This is a genomic window from Agromyces tardus, assembly GCF_003710805.1.
In the GTDB taxonomy this organism is placed as follows: Bacteria; Actinomycetota; Actinomycetes; order Actinomycetales; family Microbacteriaceae; genus Agromyces; species Agromyces tardus.
Window position 1 is genome coordinate 1 of record NZ_RHHB01000019.1, and the last position, 18,206, is coordinate 18,206.

The following is an 18,206-nucleotide window of genomic DNA, read 5'->3' on the forward strand; positions in this document are numbered from 1 at the left end:
CTGCGGGGCGTGCCCCGCGCCTGGGGGGCGTGCCCGGCGCCTGCCCGGCGCGTGAGGCGCGCGCCCGCCACGGGGCGGGCGCCGCACCTCGTTCCGGGTGCGCGCCCGAGCCCTCAGACGAGGCCGGTGTACTGGCGCCAGGCGGGTCCGGGGTCGGGCGCGTCGTCGCGGGTCACGCTCGCCTGGATGAGGCCGTAGGGGCGGTCGTCGGCGTGGAAGACCTCGTTGTCGTTCGCCACCCCGAACGGCGACAGGTCGTAGAGGAAGTGGTGCTTGTTCGGCGCCGAGAGGCGCACCTCGGCGATGAAGTCGTACGCCTCGAGCACGGCCTTGCCCATCTCGTACAGGGTCTGCTGCAGTGCGAGCGAGTGCACGACGGCGAACTGCTTCACGAGGATCGCCTTGACGCCCTCGTACACCTCGTTCCAGTCGGCCTCGGTGGTCGTGAACCGCCACTTCGCGACGAGCGAGGTGGCCATGACCCGGTCGGTCGTGGGCCGCAGCAAGGTGTACGAGTCCTCGTGGAATCCGTGGAACTCCGACCCCGTGGACTTCAGGATCACGAGGTCCTTGAGGCCGCCGGTGATCCAGGTGCGCTGCTCGTCACCCCTGCCCTCGACCGTGACCGACGCCGTGCGCACCTCCTGGCCCTTGCGGACCCACGTGTGGTCGTGCTCGGCTCCGTCGACGAGCACGCGCTGCCACGCGAACTCCTCGATCTCGACGCGAGCCGCGTCGACGGGCGCGACCGTGTCGACGAAGTGACGCGCGAGCTCGAGCCCGTACGACTCGATCGACGTGAGGCCCCGTTCCTTGGCGAACGAGTACGCGGTCTGCTTCTGCGTGTCGGTCGGCAGCACGTTGCCCTGGTCGCCGCGCAGGTGCGCCGCGGCGAAGTCGCCCCGCAGCGCGGTCGAGACGTTGACGTCGTGGATCTCGTGGCGCGGCGAGTCGCGATAGATCCGCACGAGGCGGTTCTCCGCCTTCCCGTACTGGTTGTCGCCGAGGATGATGCCCATCTGCTGCTCCTTGTGATCGGTCGGGGTTCGCGATGCCGGTGCCGGGTATGCAGGCGCCGCGGGTTCGTCGGGCGGGCGATTCAGCCCGTTGCGACCGGCTCGACGGATGCGGCGCCGGCGGCGGCGCCGGTCGCCTCCGCGTCGCGCGCGAGCCGCCACACGCGATCCCGCGAGAACGGCGTCTCGTACGGGCGCGCACCGACCGCCCGGCGGATCGCGTTGCCGAGGGCCGCCGCGACGGGGTTGTACGGACTCTCGCTCATCGACTTCGCGCCGAAGGGGCCGAGCTCGTCGCTCGTCTCGGCGAAGCTCACCTCGGTGTCGGGAATGTCGGCCATCTGCGGTACACGGTACAAGCGGAATGCGGGGTTCTGTACGCGACCATCCTCGATGAGCACCTCCTCGTACAGCGCACCGCCGATCGCCTGCGCCGCACCGCCCTCCACCTGGCCGCGGCACTGCTCCGGATTCATCACGGTGCCGGCGTCGGCGGCCTGCACGGACTGCAGGATCCGCACGACCCCGGTGCGCACGTCCACCGCCACGCGGAACGCGTGCACGTTGAACGCGAGGGACCGGCGGTCGCCGTACTCCGCGCCCGTCGTCACGAGCGTGTCGCCGATGCGGTACTCCGCCGGCGCCCGGGAGATGAGCTCGGGGAAGCCCACCGTGCGGTCGCCCGCGGTAACCCCGTCGGGGCCGAGCGCGCAGTCCGCGGCATCCGTGCCCGTGATCGCCGCGGCGGTGTCGAGGAGGATGCCGCGGAGCGCGAGGGCGGCGGCGTGCAGTGCCTTGCCGGCGACCGTCGTGCCCGCCGACGCGAACGCCCCGGAGTCGTACGTGGCCCCGTCGGTGTCGGAGTTGGTGAGCCGCACGCGATCGATCGTGGTGCCGAGGTCGGTTGCGACGATCTGGGCGTGCACGGTCGTGGTGCCGTTGCCGAACTCGCTCGTGCCGACCCCGAGCACGAGGGTGCCGTCGGCGTGCAGCGTGACGGTGGTGTTGGCGACATGCCCACGGGGCGCCATCGTGGCGATCATCGACGCGGCCATGCCCTCGCCGACGCGCCAGTGGTCGCCCGCGGGCGCGTGGGCGCCGTTGCCCCGCCGGAGCGCCTGCTCGGCGAGGTCGAGGCACTGGTCCAGGCCGTAGCTGCCGGGCACGATGTCGTGCTCGGGCGCGCCGGCGAGGTCGAGCGGCACCTCGTCGCGGCCGATGACGTTGATCCTGCGCAGTTCGAACGGGTCGATGCCGAGCTCGAGGGCGAGCTCGTCCATCGCCGACTCGACCGCGAGCACGACCTGGCCGAGGCCGTAGCCGCGGAACGCTCCCGAGGGCGTGTTGTTCGTGTAGACCGCCTCGGCGTCGACGCGCGTGACGGGGCTCCGGTAGAGGCTGACCGACTCGCTGCAGCTGTGGAACAGGACGCCCCGCGAGTGGTTGCCGTAGGCGCCGGTGTCGCTCAGCACGCCGACCTTCATCGCCGTGAGGAGTCCGTCGCGCGATGCGCCGAGCTCGACCGAGACGCGCATCGGGTGCCGCACGGTGGTGCGCACGAACTCGTCGTTTCGGCTGAGCTCGTAGACGGCGGGCCTGCCGGTGCGCAGCACGGTGAGCGCGACGAGGTCCTCGGTGAGCAGCTCCTGCTTGCCGCCGAAGCCGCCGCCGACGCGCGCGGTGAACACGCGCACCCGCTCCTGCGGGAGGTCGAACAGGCGGCACAGCTCGTCGCGTGTGAGGAACGGCACCTGCGAACTCGTGCGCACGACGAGGCGCCCGTCGGCGTCGAGCCAGCCGAGCGATCCGTGGGTCTCGAGCTGCGCATGGCTGATGCGCTGGGTGCGCCACGTTCCCGAAACGGTGACCTCGGATGCCGCGAGCGCCGCGTCGACGTCGCCGCCGAAGCCGGCGTGCAGCGTCGCGACCACGTTGCGCCCGGCCTCGTCGACGCGATCCTCGGGCGTGCGCGCGGGGTGGAGGAGCGGCGCGCCCGGCGCCCTGGCCTCCTCGGGGTCGAAGACCGCGGGCAGCACCTCGTAGTCGACGGCGATGCGCCGGCACGCCTCCTCGGCGGCGGCGGCACTCGTCGCCGCGACCGCGGCCACGCGCTGGCCGATGAAGCGCACGACGTCGTCGAGCACGCGCGTGTCGTCGGGGTCGTCGGTGCGGTGCTCGTGGCGCCCCGAGGAGAAACGGGCAGCGGGCGCGTCCTCGTGGGTGAGGACGAGCTCGACTCCCTCCACGGCGAGCGCCGCGGTCGTGTCGATCGAGCGGATGCGCGCGTGCGCGTGGGGCGACCCGAGCACGCGCAGGTGCAGGGCGCCGGGCAGCACCGTGTCGAATGTGAAGGGCTCGGCACCCCGCACGACGCGGTGCGCGGCGAGCGGGTGCACGGAGCGGCCGACGAGCGAGGGCGGCCGGTCGTCGGCCCCGATGGAGCCCAGGTTGCGGGCGCCCGAGCGTCGGCCGCCGGCCGCCGCCTCGGGAGCGACGATCTCGGTGGGCTGGGTGTCGACCGACACCGGCTCGACCGGTGCCGGCTCGGTCCGGCCGTCTGCGTCCCCGTCCGCGAACTCCGCCAGGGGCGCGGCCCCGGCGTGGGCGTGCGCCGCATGCACCCCGGCGGTGATCGACTCGCGGATGCTGCGGTAGCCCGTGCAGCGACAGAGGTTGCCCTTCATGAGCCGCGGAAGGTCGTCGAGGTCGTGCTCGTCGAGCGTCGACGCGGTCACGATCATGCCCGGCGTGCAGAACCCGCATTGGAAGCCGAAGTGCTCGACGAACGCCTCCTGCACGGGGTGCGGATCGTCGGGCGTGCCGAGGCCCTCGGCGGTCGTCACCGCTCGGCCCTCGATCCGCCCGGCCGGCGTGATGCACGAGTGCACGGGCGTGCCGTCGACGAGCACCGAGCACGCGCCGCAGTCGCCCGCATCGCAGCCCTTCTTGACCTCGAGGTGCTCGTGGTCGCGCAGGAACGTGCGCAGGCACTGGCCGGGGCGCGGCTCGCCGATGCGCTCGAGTCCGTTCACGGTGAACCTCATGCGGCGAGCTCCTGCCGGATCTCCTCGAGGAGCACGCAACTCACCTGGCGCCGCCAGTCGGCGGAGCCCAGGGGGTCGGTGTGGTAGCCGTGGGCGGATGCCGCGTCGGAGCGCAGTGCCGCTGCATCCGGGAGCCCGTCGTACCGCAGCACCGTGGGCCGCGACGTGGCCGCGGTGATGCCGAACACCGTCGAGCCGTCGCCGTCGAGCCGACCGGTGACGACGGCGGCGGAGCGACCGAGCTCCGCGAGGGCGATCTTGCGGAATGCGGTGCGGGCGCGCAGGGCGTGCGCCGGGATATCGACGGCGCGCAGCACCTCGCCGTGCGCGAGCGAGTTGGCGCCGTCGCCCGTGACGAGCTCGGCGACCGGGAGCCGCACCTCGTCACCCTCGGGCCTCCACACGACGGCGACGCCGTCGAGGGCGACGGCGAGCGACACCATCGCGCCGGCCGCGAACGACCGGCAGATGTTGCCGCCGACGGTGGCGGCGTTCCAGACCTTGAACGAGGCGAGCAGCGCGGTCGCGCACTGGAAGAACAGGGGGTGCGCCGTGAATCCGTCGAGCTGCGGGATCGCCGCGAGCTGCGCGATCGTGCACGTCGCGCCGATGCGCAGGCCGCCCTCGTCGTCGAACTCGAGGGCGGGCCAGTCCATGGCCGTGAGGTCGACGAGGCCGGTCGTGCCCGGCTGCGGCTCGGAGAACAGCCAGGTGCCGCCGGCGACGAACCGCTCCGAGGGGCCGAGCAGGAGGTCGCCGCGCGAGCGCGCGTGGCGGTACTCGGTGACGGTGTCGAGGTCCATGCGATCCCCTCCTTCCGAGCACCAGTGAATCGAACCGACATGACGGGGATGTTTCCACCGCACGCCGACCCGACGACGGGCTATCCGGCGGCCATCGCCCGCATCGCGGAGACGGGCGCCGCCGCCGCCGGCGCCACCTCGTGCGCGGCGGCCCCCACGGGTCCGTGGATGGGTCCGTCGGTCTCGCTCAGCGGCCGCGCGTCCCGCCCGGCCCGCACGGCGATCACCTCGGCGAGGATCGACACGGCGGTCTCCGCGGGCGTCGCGGCGCCGAGGTCGAGCCCGATGGGCGAGCGCAGCCGGGTGAGGGCGTCGTCGTCGACTCCCGCGTCGCGCAGCATCCGCACGCGCTCGTCGTGGGTGCGACGCGAGCCGAGCGCGCCGACGTAGGCGACGGGCAGCGACAGGGCGAGCGCGAGCAGCGGGATGTCGGTCTTCGCATCGTGGCCGAGCACGCACACGACCGTTCGCTCGTCGACGTCGAGCTCGGCGAGGTAGTCGCTCGGCCACCGCACCACGACCTCGTGCACGGCAGGGAACCGGTCGGGGGTCGTGAACGCCGGCCGGGGATCGCACACGCTCACGCGATAGCCGAGCAGGGCCGCGGCCGACGCGAGCGCCTCGGCGAACGCCACCGCGCCGAAGATCACCAGGCGCGGCGGCGCCAGGCGGCTCTCGCAGAAGAGGACCAGCTCGTCGCCGTCGCAGTCGAAGCGCACGAGGCCCGACCGACCCGAACGGATGCGGCGGTCGAGCTCGGCCGCGATGCGCTGCGCCGAGACGCCGCGCACGCCCGCGGCGGCGAGCTCCTCGTCGTCGAGCGGCGCGGGCCCCGCGCCCGGCGCGACGACCCGGCCGAGCAGCGGCTCCGGCCCCGATACGATCGTGGCGACGCCGCTCGACGCGCCGGCGAGCACCCGCTCGAAGGGCTCGGGAGCGAGCACCCCCGGCTCGGCGGGCTGCACGAAGACCTCGATCTCGCCGCCGCAGCTGAGCCCGACGGCGAACGCGCTCTCGTCGTCGATGCCGAAGCGCCCCCGTTCGACGGCGGCGGCACCGGAGAGCACGCGCTCGCAGAGCTCGTACACGGCCCCCTCGACGCATCCGCCCGACACGCTGCCGGTGACGCGCCCGTCGGCGTCGACGAGCATCGAGGCGCCGGGGTCGCGCGGCGCCGAGCCGTCGACGGCGGTCACCGTCGCGACGGCGAAGCGCTCGCCGCGCGCGAGACGTGCGGCGATCTCGGCCGACAGTTCGAGCACGATGCCTCCCGCGATCAGGTCCGTCGATCCTATGTCGACGCCGACGCGCAGGGGCGCGCCCGCAACGCGCCCGAAACCGGGCGCTGTTATGTTCGCCGCGGAGGAAACATGACGGCAACGCACGACCCGGTCGACCTCGTGGTGCACGCGGATGCGGCGTTGATCGACGGCGCGTTCCGGCCGGCCACGATCGCCGTGCGCGCCGGCGCGATCGCTGCGATCGAGCCGCTCGGGTCCCCGCTCGAGGGCCGCGAGATCGTGAGGCTCGCTCCCGGCGAGGTCCTCATCCCCGGTCTCGTCGACACCCACGTGCACGTCAACGAGCCCGGCCGCACCGAATGGGAGGGCTTCGCCTCCGCCACCCGGGCGGCGGCCGCGGGCGGGGTCACGACGATCATCGACATGCCGCTCAACAGCATCCCGCCCACGGTCGACCCGGCGGCGCTCGCGAGGAAGCGCGTCGCGGCCGCGCCGCAGGCCTTCGTCGACGTGGGGTTCTGGGGCGGCGCGGTGCCGGGCAACCTGGGCTCGCTGCGGGCGCTGCACGATGCCGGCGTCTTCGGCTTCAAGTGCTTCCTGTCGCCGTCGGGCGTCGACGAGTTCCCGCACCTCGACCCCGCCCAGCTGCTGGCCGCGCTGCGCGAGCTCGCCGAGTTCGACGGGCTCCTCATCGTGCACGCCGAGGACCCGGCCGTGCTCGACGCGCACGAGAACGACGGGGGCACGAGCTACGCCCGGTTCGTCGACTCCCGGCCACCGGAGGCCGAGCTCACGGCCATCGGCCGCGTGATCGACGGCATCCGCGAGACCGGCGGGCGCGCCCACATCCTGCACCTGTCGTCGGCCGCCGCGCTGCCGCTCATCGCCGCCGCGAAGGCGGAGGGACTGCGGCTCACGGCCGAGACCTGCCCGCACTACCTCACCCTCGACGCGGAGCACATCCCCGATGGCGCGACGGAGTTCAAGTGCTGCCCGCCCATCCGCGACGAGCACAACCGCGACCTGCTGTGGCAGGGCCTGCTCGACGGCACCCTCGACCTCGTCGTGTCCGACCACTCGCCCGCGACCGCGGAGCTCAAGCTGGGCTTCGACGGCGACTTCGGCCGAGCCTGGGGCGGCATCTCCGGCCTGCAGCTCGGGCTCGCGAACGTCTGGACGGATGCCGCCCGCCGCGGGATCGGGCTCGAGCGCGTGCTCGGCTGGATGTCGTCGGGGCCCGCCGGCTTCGCCGGGCTGGCGAGCAAGGGCCGCATCGTCGTCGGCGCCGACGCCGACCTCGTCGCCTTCGCGCCCGACGCCGCGTTCACCGTCGAGCCCGCGGCGCTCGCACACAAGAACCCCGTCTCGGCGTACGCCGGGGCAGCGCTCACGGGCGTCGTCCGCACCACCTGGCTGCGCGGCATCCCCGTCGGCGACGAGGCGAGAGGCCGGCTCCTCGAGCGGGCCGAAGATCGGAGCACCGCATGACCGACGGCATGACCGACCGCATCACCGACCGCACGGCCGATCCCGTGGCCGACCTCACGTGGATCGGGCGGGCGATCGACCTCGCCGTCGAGAACGTCGCCGCGGGCGGCGGCCCGTTCGGCGCCGTCATCGTGCGCGACGGGGAGCTCCTCGCGGCCGGCCAGAACCGGGTCACCCGCGACCTCGACCCCACGGCGCACGCCGAGGTCTGCGCGATCCGCGCCGCCTGCGCGGCGGTGGGCGACTTCTCGCTCGCCGGCGCGACGCTCTACACCTCGTGCGAGCCGTGCCCGCTGTGCCTGTCTGCGTCACTCTGGGCCCGCCTCGATCGGGTGGTCTACGCGGCCGATCGCCACGACGCGGCCCTCGGCGGCTTCGACGACCGCGACTTCTACGAGCTCTTCGCCCGCGACCGCAGCACGTGGGCGACGGCGATCCAGGAGTTGCGCCCCGCCGACGCGGGGGCGCCGTTCGACGCGTGGCTCACGAAGCGCGACCGGGTCGACTACTGACCGCGCCGCCACCCCGCCGCTCGACGCTCGACCGCGCCGCCCCAGTCGCGACGGCGCCGATCAGCTCCCACGGTAGGTCGAGTACGCGAACGGGCTCAGGAGCAACGGCACGTGGTAGTGCTCGGATGCCGCAGCGAGCTCGAAGACGATGACGACCTCCGGGTAGAACGTGGGCCGGTCGCCGAACCAGCGGGCGGTGTCGAAGACGACGCGGTAGACGCCCTCGGCGAGCGTCTCCGGTCCGAACCGCGAGACGCGGCCGTCGTCGTCGGTGACGGACTCGGCGATCGTCGTCCAGCCGTCGGCGCCCCGCGCCTCGAGCCGCACGGCGACCCCCGCGGCCGGACGTCCGGTGACGGCATCGAGCACGTGGGTCGTGACGTGGCTGCGTGCTCCGGCGGGGTCGGCCCGCCCGGCCCGCCCGTCCGGCCCGGCCGGCCCGCCCGGCATCGCCGCGCCGGCGCTCATGCCGCCGCTCCGATCGGCGCCGCGGCATCCGCGAACATGGCCCGCAGCCGCAGCAGCGTGATCTCGCGGAGCTGCTCCCCCACGACGACGAGTTCGGCCTCGTCATCGAGCCGCAGGCGCCGCTCGAGCTCGGCGAGGATCTCGGCCCGCGAGCGTCCGGCCGCTCGGATGAGGAACACGCGGCCGAAGCGCTCCTCGTAGGCGCGGTTGCCGGCGGCGATCGCCGCGGCGAGTTCGGCGTCGCCGGCGTCGGCCGAGGACTGCTCGGCGCGCGAGAACTGCTGCGCGCGTCCCTCGCCGGCCGGCCGTTCGCCGATGCGCGGGTGCGCGGCGAGCGCCTCGTCGATCTCGGCGGGCGGGAGGGGCGATGCGGCGTCGGATGCCACGGCGAGGAGCTGTTCGAGCGAGTCGTAGGGCGCGGCATCCGCCACGTCGTCGACCCAGCGCTCGACGTGCAGGCACGCCCGCAGGCCCTCCCGGAACTGCTCCGCCGTCTCACTGCGCAGGTTCACCCGGCGCCTCCTCCCCGCCGCGCCCGCGGCTCCGGTTAACTGTAGCCATGGCGGATCGGGTGCTCGGAGTGCTGCTCGCCGCCGGTGCGGGCACCCGCATGGGCCGGCCCAAGGCGCTCGTGCGCGACCAGCTCGGGGTGCCATGGGTGGCGAGCGGATGCCGCATGCTGCGCGCCGCGGGCTGCGACGACGTGGTCGTGGTGCTCGGCGCCGAGGCCGAGGCAGCCCGCGCGCTCGTGCCGCCGGGCGACGCGGTGGTCGTGGCCGAGGACTGGGCCGAGGGACTCTCGGCGTCGCTGCGCGCCGGGCTCGCGTACGCCGCGGCCTCCGACGCCGACGCCGCCCTCGTGAGCCTCGTCGACCTGCGGGGGCTTCCGTCGTCGGTGGGACGCCGGGTGCTCGAGGAGGCGGGCGATCTGCGCACGGCGGCGGCGCGCGCGGTGTTCGCCGGCAGGCCGGGGCATCCCGTGCTGCTCGGACGCGACCACTGGGCACCCGTCGCCGCGTCCGTCGCGGGCGACACCGGCGCGGGCGCGTACCTCGCGCAGCACGGCGCCATCGAGGTGGAGTGCGGCGACCTCGCCGACGGGCTCGATCGCGACCAGGAGCACGAGCACTGACCGTCGCGCGACGACTGCGGCGCAGGCTTCGGCCTCATCTCGACGCGCCGAGGCGCTGCGCCTCCGCCCGCACCCGCTCGGCGACGGCGAGCACGGCCGCCTCGAACGCGTCGAGCGCGAGCGCGACATCGTGCACGGTCACCGTCTCGTCGGGGTGGTGGCTGATGCCGCCGTTGCCGCAGCGCACGAAGAGCATGGCGACGTCGGTCACGCCACTCACTGCCATGCCGTCGTGGCCGGCGCGGCTCCAGAGCGTCATGGGGTCGTCGTCGCCCGTGCGACGGATGCCGCTCGCCACCGCCTCCTGCAACCAGGGCGCACAGGGCGTGGCATCCGCCCGGTAGATCTCGCGGGACTCGAAGCGGAGCCCCCGCCGATCGGCGATCTCGCGGGCGCGGAGCCGGATGTCGGCGAGGGCCGCATCGCGGTCGCGGTCGTGCTCGGCGCGCAGGTCGAGGGTGAACTCCACCCGGCCCGGGATGACGTTGATGCCGCCGGGGAACGCCTGCAGTCGGCCGACGGTCGCGATCACGCCGGCAGCGCGACCGATCTGCTCGACGGCGACGACGAGTTCGCTCGCACCGACGAGCGCGTCGCGGCGGCGAGCATACGGCGTGCCGCCCGCGTGCCCGGCGACGCCGGTGAGGGTGAACTCGAACCGGCGGGCGCCCGCGATGGACGAGACGACCGCGAGCGCCCGGTCGGCGTCCTCGAGGTACGGGCCCTGCTCGATGTGGGTCTCGAGGTACCCGACGAGCGTCTCCGGGCGCCGCGCCGCGCTCGGCAGGCGCGCGGGGTCGAGGCCGAAGTCGACGAACGCCTCGCGCAGGGTGAGGCCGTCGCGGTCGCGGTCCTCCCACCACTCGGGGTCGAAGCCGCCGGCGAGGGCGCGACTGCCGAGCAGTGCGTTGCCGAAGCGGGCGCCCTCCTCGTCGGTGAACCCGATGACCTCGAGCGCGAAGGGCAGCTCCTCGCCGCGGCGGGCGACGCGGGTCGCCACCTCGATGGCGAGCAGCACGCCCAGCATGCCGTCGTAGCGGCCCGCGTCACGCACGGTGTCGAGGTGCGAACCGAGCAGCAGGGCCGGCAGCCCGGCACGGGCACCCTCGAGGCGTGCGCACTGGTTGCCGGCGGCGTCCTGCCACGGCGTGAGGCCGGCCTCGGCCATCCAGGCGGCGACGCGGTCGTTGGCCCGCCGGTGCTCCGGCGACAGGTGCACGCGTTCGAGCAGCTCGGGGCTCGACGAGATCGCCGCGAGCTCGTCGCACCGGTCGAGCACCCGCTCGGCGACCGCGAGCGAGCCCGAAGCGAGCCGCGGCGTCATGCCGCCTCCGACGCGTAGACGTCGCGCGCCGCCGCGACGCCCCCGCCCGCGGTGAGCCGATGCCCCTCGGCGCGCAGTACCTGCTCGAGCGCGGCGAGCGTCGTGAGCACGGTGTCGCGCCGGGCGTTGTAGCCCATGGTGCCGATGCGCCAGATCCGTCCGTGCAGCGGACCGAACGAGGTGCCGATCTCGATCGCGAAGTCCTCGAGCAGCGCGCCGCGGACCCGGTCGCCGTTCACGCCGTCGGGGATGGACACGCCGACGACGTTGTGCATGCGGTGGGCACGGTCGCCGAAGACCTCGAGGCCGAGCCCCTCGACGCCCGCGAGCATGGCCGCGCCGTGCAGCCGGTGCCGGTCGATGGCCGTGTCCATGCCCTCCTCGAGCAGCAGGCGAGCGCACTCGCGCGCGCCGTACAGCATCGACGTGGCCTCGGTGTGGTGGTTGAGGCGCTTCTCGCCCCAGTAGTCGAGGATCATGCCGAGGTCGAAGTAGTTCGAACGGATCGGGTGCTCGCGCACCACGTCGCCCGCGCTGCGGATGCCCGCCTCGACGCTGGAGCGCGCTTGGACGCGCTCCACGGCCCTCGGCGAGAGGCTGAGGGGCGCGCTTCCCGAGGGGCCGCCGAGGCACTTCTGCAGGCCCGCCGTCGCGGCGTCGAGGCCCCAGGCGTCCATCTCGAAGGGGTTGCCGCCGAGCGAGGCGGTGACATCCGTGTAGAAGAGCACGCCGTGCCGCTCGCAGATCGCACCGAGCTCGTCGAGCGGCTGCGCGACGGTGGTCGAGGTGTCGCCGTGCACGACCGCGAGCAACGCGGGCCGCACCTCGACGATCGCCCGCTCGATCGCCGCCGCGGTGAACACGCCGCCCCACTCGATCTCGCGGGTGTGCACCTCGGCGCCAGCCCGGCGCGCGATCTCGGCGAGCAGGTGCCCGAACCGCCCGAAGATCGGCACGAGCACGCGGTCGCCGGGCGCCAGGAGCGACACGAGCGCCGCCTCGATGCCCGCCCGGGAGGTGCCGTCGACGAGCAGGGTCGCCTCGTTGCACGTGCGGAACACGCCGCGGTAGAGCTCCATGGTCTCGTTCATGTACGCCGTCATCGCCGGGTCGTACTGGCCGACGAGCTGAGCCGACATCGCGCGCAGCACGCGCGGGTCGGCGTTGACGGGTCCCGGCCCCATGAGCAGGCGGGTGGGCGGGTTGACCGGTGCGGCGACGATGAGGACTCCCTGAATCGAGGGTTTCAGCGAGTCACGCTACGCAACGGGTGTTTCAGTGGCGTTTCGCCCGCGGCATCCACTCGTCGGCCGCGCGAACGAGGGCGAGGTCGCCGCCCCGCGGACCCACGAAGCACACCCCGACGGGCGCACCGTCGACCGTGAGCCCGGGAACCGAGAGCGCCGGTCGCCCCGTCGCACCCGCCACCGCGGTCATGCGCAGCGTCGCGGCGCGCACGGCCTCGATCTCGTCGCCCGCTGCATCGAGCGCCGGTGCGACGGATGCCGCGGACGGCAGCACGAGCACCGCATCGCCGAGCGCGGCGTCGAGCGCGCACCGCGCCCGCTCCAGGGCCGCACGCGCCGCGGCGGCGGCGGCGGGCGTGATCGTGGACGCCCACTCGAACCGGGACGCGACATCCGCGCCGAGCGCGCCCGGATGCGCCGCGACCCAGGCGCCGTGCGCCGCCCACGCCTCGAACGCCTGCATCGTGCGGAACGCGGTCTGCACCCCGTCGAGCGCGACGTCGGACAGCGAGTCGTCGTCGATCGCCGTCACCTCGCGATCCCACGCCTCGAGGTAGGCGACGAACGCAGCGGCGACGCCCGGCGAGGCCGATGAGATGAGGGCACGCGCCGTCACGAAGCGATCGCCGAGCCCCACCTGGGCGGCTTCGTCGAGGCTCGCGACCGCGGTCGCCTCGAGGGTCGCGCGATCTCGCGTGAGCCAGCCCACCGTGTCGAAGCTCGGGGCGAGGGGCAGCACACCGTCGGTGCTCACCGCCCCGTGCGTCGTCCGCAGCCCCCAGAGCCCCTGGTACGAAGCGGGGATGCGGATCGACCCGGCCGTGTCGGTGCCGAGCCCGATCGAGGCATGGCCCATCGCCACCGCCGACGCCGGGCCGCTCGAGGACCCGCCCGAGATCGCGCCCGGCACCGCCGGGTTCGGCGGGGTGCCGTAGGCCGCGTTGCGACCCGCGATGCTGTACGCGAACTGGTCGGTGCGGGCGATGCCCCGAACGGATGCCCCGGCGGCCTGCAGCGCGCGCAGGCTCGCCGCCGACCGCGCGTGCGGTGCGCCCTCGTCGAGGTAGGCGGGCACGCCCGCGCCGAGCGCGAACCCCTCGACGGCGAACACGTCCTTCACCGCGACGGTGTGCCCGTCGAGCGGGCCCGCCTCGGTCGGCGGCAGCAGCGGGTCGCCGACGACGCGCCACACGCGGGGGTCGATCGCGCGCGGCGGCGCCGAGACGTGCGCGGCCGTGATGCGCCACGCGCCGTGCTGCCGCTCCCAGAGCTGGCTCACGAGACCGCGTCCGCCGGCGGCCGGCGCGGTCACGGCGGCGAGCCACGCATGGTCGTCGTCGATCGGGCGCACGTGGAGCGCCTCGATCGCGCGCTTCGGCGCCCCGCCGCGCGCCCCGCGGAAGCGCGAGATCACGTCGCGGCCGACGAGCAGTCCGCCCTCGTCGCCGCGCAGCGTGTCGGGTCCGGGGGCGAAGGCCGACTCGAGCGTCGCGAGGTCGTCGGCCATGAGCGCGGCCTCGTAGGCGAGCGCGGCCTCGACGAGACCGGCCGGCGCGGCCACGCCCTCGGGGAGGTGCACCGGCACGGAGGCGTTCGCGCCGCCGCCGCGCTGCGGCATCCGCTCGGTCATGCGACCGCGCCGCCCCGCCGCACCGCACGGAAGTCGCTCGTGCGGATGCGCGCGTGCACGCCCTTCACGAGGTCGACGACCTGCGAGACGTCGAAGTCCGTCGCCGCGCTGAGGTACGCGTAGGCGAGGTGCGGCTCCATGCCGTACCTCGCCCCGAGCAGGGCGATGGCCTGGCGCACGCAGTCCTGCATCGCGAGGTCGAGGTCGGCGTCGAGGCCCGTGGGAACGAGGTACTCGCTCGTCTCGGCGAGCGGGCCGGCGAGCTCGCCGAAGTCATGCAGGGCGGTCTCGGCCGGCACGACCTCGAAGCGGATGGTCGCGCGCAACGACGCCTCGAGCGCCGTGAGCGCCACCTCGCCGCCGCCCTGCGCGAAGTGCGGATCGCCGACGTAGGCGAGAGCGCCCGGCACCTGCACGGGCAGGTAGAGCGAAGCCCCCTCGGTGAGCAGGTTGAGGTCGATGTTGCCGCCGTGCGCACCCGGCGGCACCGAATGCGGCCGCTCGTCGGCGTCGACCGCGACGCCCATGATGCCGAGGAACGGCGCGAGCGGGAACCGCACGGTGCGCTCGCCGCCGTCGCGGAGCGGCAGCGAGCCGAACCAGTCGCCGGCGTGCTGCTCGATGGGGGTGAAGACGCTCACGTTGCCCGCGGCTCGCGGGTACTCGCCCGGCAGCGCTCCGCGCCCGTGGCGGTTCGAGATCACGCCGTACGGCACGCGCGGCGTGACGTCGACGACCGTGAGCCGCAGCAGGTCGCCGGGGCGCGCCCCGCGCACGTGGATCGGCCCGGTGACGACGTGCGGGCCGTCCGTCGCGGGGTCGCGGGGGTGGTCGGATGCCGCGAGCGCGACGGCCTCGTCGAGCACGTGCTCGCGGGCGACGCCGTTCGCCCCGAAGAACGCCGCGGGGTCGCGCCCCTGGTCTTCGAGGATGCCCTCATGGCTCACGGTGTCGATGACCACCTCGGTGCCCGGATCGATCGTGAGCACGGGCGCGTCGCCGCGCGCGGGAAGCCGGCCCCAGTGGACTGCGTCGGCCTCGGCGGGGAGGTAGGCCGCGCCGCTCCCGACCTGCGCGCCCGCCTGCAGCACCCCGCGAAATCCACCCATGCAGCACCCCGTCCGTGTCACCGACTTCTGTCGGACGAGGGTACCGCGCGCACGGACGCGGACCCGGCGGCGTGCGATCGCGTGCGCTCAGCTGCGCTCGAGCGCCCCCGCCAACGCCGCCACCGCATCATCGAGCCGCTGCGCGAGCACGTCCTCGCCCCGGTACCCGGTCGCCGAGATCCAGAGCCATGCACCGCCTGCAGCGACCTGGGCCGAGCAGTTCGGAGTCGAGCCTCCGTTGGTGCCGCACCTGGCGGCGACGCCGGTCGCCTCGTCGACCGCCCAGCCTGACGCTTCGGCGACTGCGGTCGCGTCATCGAGGGCGGATGCCGCGTCGGGCAGCACCGTGATCGATCCCATCGCCCCCGAGTCCTCCCTGCTGGAGAAGCGGCAGGTGAAGCCCCCGGCCGTGAGCAGCGCGATGTCCCAGCCCGTCGCCTCTTCGTAGGAGTACCCGGGGCGGTACTCCACGGCGGGGACGCCGAGCGCCCCTGCGAACTCGTCGGCGGGCAGCAGCTCGTCGCACGTGCGCGGCCCGTCCTGCCAGCGCGCGGAGAGCGGCGGGATCGCAGTCGGCTCCAGCGCTGCGAGTCGGTCGGCGACCACGTCCTGGATCGCGAGCATCTCGGTAGGCGGTGGCGCTCCGTCGCCGTGCCACGGGAGGCCGTGCACGCTGACGTAGGCGTAGTCGCCGTCGACCGAGCCGCGCACCAGGCAGTAGTCGTACAGGCACCCTGCGGCGAGCGCCGTGGGCTCGCTCAGCGCGTCACTGTCGCCGGCGTCGGCGAGATCTCGGCTGATCTGCAGTTCTGCGGCACCCCCGGCGGGCACCATCGAAGCGGTCGCGCGAACTGCGCCGGTCGCCGCGTCGCTCCACACGCACCAGAAGCCACCCGCGAACTCGTAGAACGCACGCACCCGCGCATCCTCGAACTCGCTCCACTGGACGGCGCCGGGTACGAGCTGCCCCCCGGCTGCCGCTTCGAGCAGCTCGATCGGGACGAACCGCTCGCAACTCGTCCCGGTCGCATCGGCGGGACGTGTGGCGTCCGGCGAGGGCGTGGGGAGCACCGTCTGCGCGGGGGGCGCGGCGCCCGGCGTCGACGACGGCGCGGGGGCTGCGCACGCAGCGAGTGAGCAGAGGACGAGGCCGGCGGTGAGGGCACCGACCCCGAGGCGACGGGTCATGTGCTCAACGTAGCGATGAGGGCATCAGCCGGAGAACAGCCTCCGCATAACGATTTCACCACGGCCCCTCCGACGCGACGAAGGGCGCCTCCCGGAGGAGACGCCCTTCGCGTGATCGGGCCCTGGGGCCGAGGATCGGTTCGGACAGTGTCTCGATACGACCGGCCGGAAGGGCCGGTCACTCGACCCTGACCATCGCGGAGCTGCGCTCCGCTCAGGGTCAGAAGTCCATGCCGCCCGTGGGGTCGCCGGCCGGAGCCGGGTTCTTCTCGGGCTTGTCGGCGACGACGGCCTCGGTGGTGAGGAAGAGGCCGGCGATCGACGCGGCGTTGAGCAGCGCCGAACGGGTCACCTTCACCGGGTCGTTGATGCCCGCCTCGAGCATGTCGACGTACTCGCCGGTCGCGGCGTTGAGGCCCTGGCCGACGGGGAGGTTGCGCACCTTGTCGACGACGACGCCCGGCTCGAGACCGGCGTTGAGCGCGATCTGCTTGAGCGGCGCGTCAATGGCGACGCGGACGATGTTGGCGCCGGTCGCCTCGTCGCCCGTGAGGTGCAGCTTCTCGAACGCGGTCTTGCCGGCCTGGATGAGGGCGACGCCACCACCGGCGACGATGCCCTCCTCGACGGCGGCCTTCGCGTTGCGGACGGCGTCCTCGATGCGGTGCTTGCGCTCCTTGAGCTCGACCTCGGTGGCCGCGCCCGCCTTGATGACGGCGACGCCGCCGGCGAGCTTGGCGAGGCGCTCCTGGAGCTTCTCGCGGTCGTAGTCGGAGTCGGTGTTCTCGATCTCCGAGCGGATCTGCGCGACGCGGCCGGCGATGGCCTCCTCGTCACCGGCACCCTCGACGATGGTCGTCTCGTCCTTGGTGATGATGACCTTGCGGGCCTGGCCGAGCAGGTCGAGGGTGACGTTCTCGAGCTTGAGGCCGACCTCCTCGGAGATGACCTGGCCGCCGGTGAGGATCGCGATGTCCTGCAGCTGCGCCTTGCGACGGTCGCCGAAGCCGGGGGCCTTGACGGCGACCGACTTGAAGATGCCGCGGATCTTGTTGACGATCAGCGTGGCGAGCGCCTCGCCGTCGACGTCCTCGGCGATGATGAGCAGCTGCTTGCCGGTCTGGATCACCTTGTCGACGATGGGGAGCAGGTCCTTGATGTTCGAGACCTTGCCGTTGACGATGAGGATGTACGGGTCCTCGAAGACCGCCTCCTGGCGCTCGGGGTCCGTGACGAAGTACGCCGACAGGTAGCCCTTGTCGAAGCGCATGCCCTCGGTCAGCTCGAGCTCGGTGCCGAAGGTGTTCGACTCCTCGACGGTGACGACGCCCTCCTTGCCGACCTTGTCGATCGCCTCGGCGATGAGCGCGCCGATCTGCTCGTCGGCGGCGGAGATCGAAGCGGTGGCGGCGATCTCCTCCTTGGTCTCGACGTCCTTCGCGTTGGCGAGGAGCTCGGCCTCGACGGCTGCGACGGCCTTCTCGATGCCGCGCTTGAGCGAGATGGGGTCGGCGCCGGCGGCGACGTTGCGGAGGCCCTCGCGCACGAGCGCCTGGGCGAGCACGACGGAGGTGGTGGTGCCGTCACCTGCGACGTCGTCGGTCTTCTTGGCGACCTCCTTGACGAGCTCGGCACCGATCTTCTCGTACGGGTCGTCGAGCTCGATCTCCTTGGCGATCGAGACGCCGTCGTTCGTGATGGTGGGCGCGCCCCACTTCTTCTCGAGCACGACGTTGCGACCGCGCGGGCCGAGGGTCACCTTGACGGCGTCGGCGAGCTGGTTGAGTCCACGCTCGAGCCCACGACGGGCCTCCTCGTTGAAAGCAATGATCTTTGCCATGTGTGTTTCTCGTCCTTTCCCGGACGTCTTCAAAGATTCGTTGGTGTTAGCACTCAAAACGCGTGAGTGCTAAAACGATTCTGGCACTCGACCGCTCCGAGTGCAAGCGAGCGCGGATGCCTCGGGGCGATCCCCCAGCCCCGGCCCGCAGAGCGCGCACGCAC

At 73.6% G+C, this 18,206-nt stretch carries 15 protein-coding genes; 3 read left to right on the top strand and 12 right to left on the bottom strand.

The window, feature by feature from the left end; translation table 11 throughout:
• Positions 1-113: 113 nt before the first annotated feature.
• The 4 genes from pucL to EDM22_RS10755 form a co-directional block, all read right to left on the bottom strand.
• The gene (pucL, locus tag EDM22_RS10740; protein ID WP_122937097.1) at positions 114-1,019 is read right to left on the bottom strand and encodes a factor-independent urate hydroxylase; all 906 of its coding nucleotides are present in this window, start codon (positions 1,017-1,019) and stop codon (positions 114-116) included.
• An 80-nt stretch (positions 1,020-1,099) separates the two neighbouring features.
• Positions 1,100-4,060, bottom strand: coding sequence for a molybdopterin-dependent oxidoreductase (locus tag EDM22_RS10745; RefSeq protein ID WP_122937053.1), 2,961 nt, complete (start codon positions 4,058-4,060; stop codon positions 1,100-1,102).
• On the bottom strand, positions 4,057-4,863 hold the full coding sequence (locus EDM22_RS10750; RefSeq protein ID WP_122937054.1) for an FAD binding domain-containing protein: 807 nt from the start codon (positions 4,861-4,863) through the stop codon (positions 4,057-4,059). The genes EDM22_RS10745 and EDM22_RS10750 overlap by 4 nt, the downstream gene beginning before the upstream one ends.
• An 80-nt stretch (positions 4,864-4,943) precedes the next feature.
• The gene (locus EDM22_RS10755; protein WP_122937055.1) at positions 4,944-6,125 is read right to left on the bottom strand and encodes an XdhC family protein; all 1,182 of its coding nucleotides are present in this window, start codon (positions 6,123-6,125) and stop codon (positions 4,944-4,946) included.
• Positions 6,126-6,233: 108 nt separating this feature from the next.
• Between EDM22_RS10755 and allB the strand changes: the two genes are divergently transcribed.
• Both allB and EDM22_RS10765 read left to right on the top strand, forming a co-directional pair.
• Complete coding sequence (allB, locus tag EDM22_RS10760) at positions 6,234-7,592, top strand: allantoinase AllB (protein ID WP_122937056.1); 1,359 nt, start codon at positions 6,234-6,236, stop codon at positions 7,590-7,592.
• Positions 7,589-8,104, top strand: coding sequence for a nucleoside deaminase (locus EDM22_RS10765; protein ID WP_281274080.1), 516 nt, complete (start codon positions 7,589-7,591; stop codon positions 8,102-8,104). The genes allB and EDM22_RS10765 overlap by 4 nt, the downstream gene beginning before the upstream one ends.
• 60 nt (positions 8,105-8,164) lie before the next feature.
• Here the strand turns inward: EDM22_RS10765 and uraH are convergent, their stop codons facing one another.
• Together uraH and uraD are read right to left on the bottom strand one after the other, a co-directional pair.
• On the bottom strand, positions 8,165-8,572 hold the full coding sequence (uraH, locus tag EDM22_RS10770; RefSeq protein WP_376917885.1) for a hydroxyisourate hydrolase: 408 nt from the start codon (positions 8,570-8,572) through the stop codon (positions 8,165-8,167).
• Positions 8,569-9,084, bottom strand: a complete 516-nt coding sequence (gene uraD / locus EDM22_RS10775) for a 2-oxo-4-hydroxy-4-carboxy-5-ureidoimidazoline decarboxylase (RefSeq protein ID WP_245989326.1) — start codon at positions 9,082-9,084, stop codon at positions 8,569-8,571. Before uraD ends, uraH begins: the two co-directional genes overlap by 4 nt.
• A 47-nt stretch (positions 9,085-9,131) precedes the next feature.
• Between uraD and EDM22_RS10780 the strand changes: the two genes are divergently transcribed.
• Positions 9,132-9,704, top strand: coding sequence for a nucleotidyltransferase family protein (locus EDM22_RS10780; protein WP_122937057.1), 573 nt, complete (start codon positions 9,132-9,134; stop codon positions 9,702-9,704).
• A gap of 34 nt (positions 9,705-9,738) precedes the next feature.
• On the opposite strand, the gene EDM22_RS10785 is transcribed toward EDM22_RS10780, so the two are convergent.
• The 6 genes from EDM22_RS10785 to groL all read right to left on the bottom strand — a co-directional run bounded on the left by EDM22_RS10785 (position 9,739) and on the right by groL (position 18,042).
• Entirely contained in the window at positions 9,739-11,028 is a 1,290-nt protein-coding gene (locus tag EDM22_RS10785; protein ID WP_122937058.1) for an allantoate amidohydrolase, read from the bottom strand.
• Positions 11,025-12,212 (bottom strand): pyridoxal-phosphate-dependent aminotransferase family protein, encoded by a 1,188-nt coding sequence (locus tag EDM22_RS10790; RefSeq protein ID WP_122937059.1) that lies wholly within the window; start codon positions 12,210-12,212, stop codon positions 11,025-11,027. Before EDM22_RS10790 ends, EDM22_RS10785 begins: the two co-directional genes overlap by 4 nt.
• A gap of 91 nt (positions 12,213-12,303) precedes the next feature.
• Entirely contained in the window at positions 12,304-13,905 is a 1,602-nt protein-coding gene (locus EDM22_RS10795; RefSeq protein ID WP_245989327.1) for an AtzH-like domain-containing protein, read from the bottom strand.
• Positions 13,902-15,014, bottom strand: coding sequence for an acetamidase/formamidase family protein (locus tag EDM22_RS10800; RefSeq protein ID WP_122937061.1), 1,113 nt, complete (start codon positions 15,012-15,014; stop codon positions 13,902-13,904). Before EDM22_RS10800 ends, EDM22_RS10795 begins: the two co-directional genes overlap by 4 nt.
• A gap of 87 nt (positions 15,015-15,101) precedes the next feature.
• Positions 15,102-16,202, bottom strand: coding sequence for a hypothetical protein (locus tag EDM22_RS10805; protein ID WP_122937062.1), 1,101 nt, complete (start codon positions 16,200-16,202; stop codon positions 15,102-15,104).
• 220 nt (positions 16,203-16,422) lie between these two features.
• Positions 16,423-18,042 (bottom strand): chaperonin GroEL, encoded by a 1,620-nt coding sequence (groL, locus tag EDM22_RS10810; RefSeq protein WP_122937063.1) that lies wholly within the window; start codon positions 18,040-18,042, stop codon positions 16,423-16,425.
• Between the last annotated feature and the right edge of the window lie 164 nt (positions 18,043-18,206).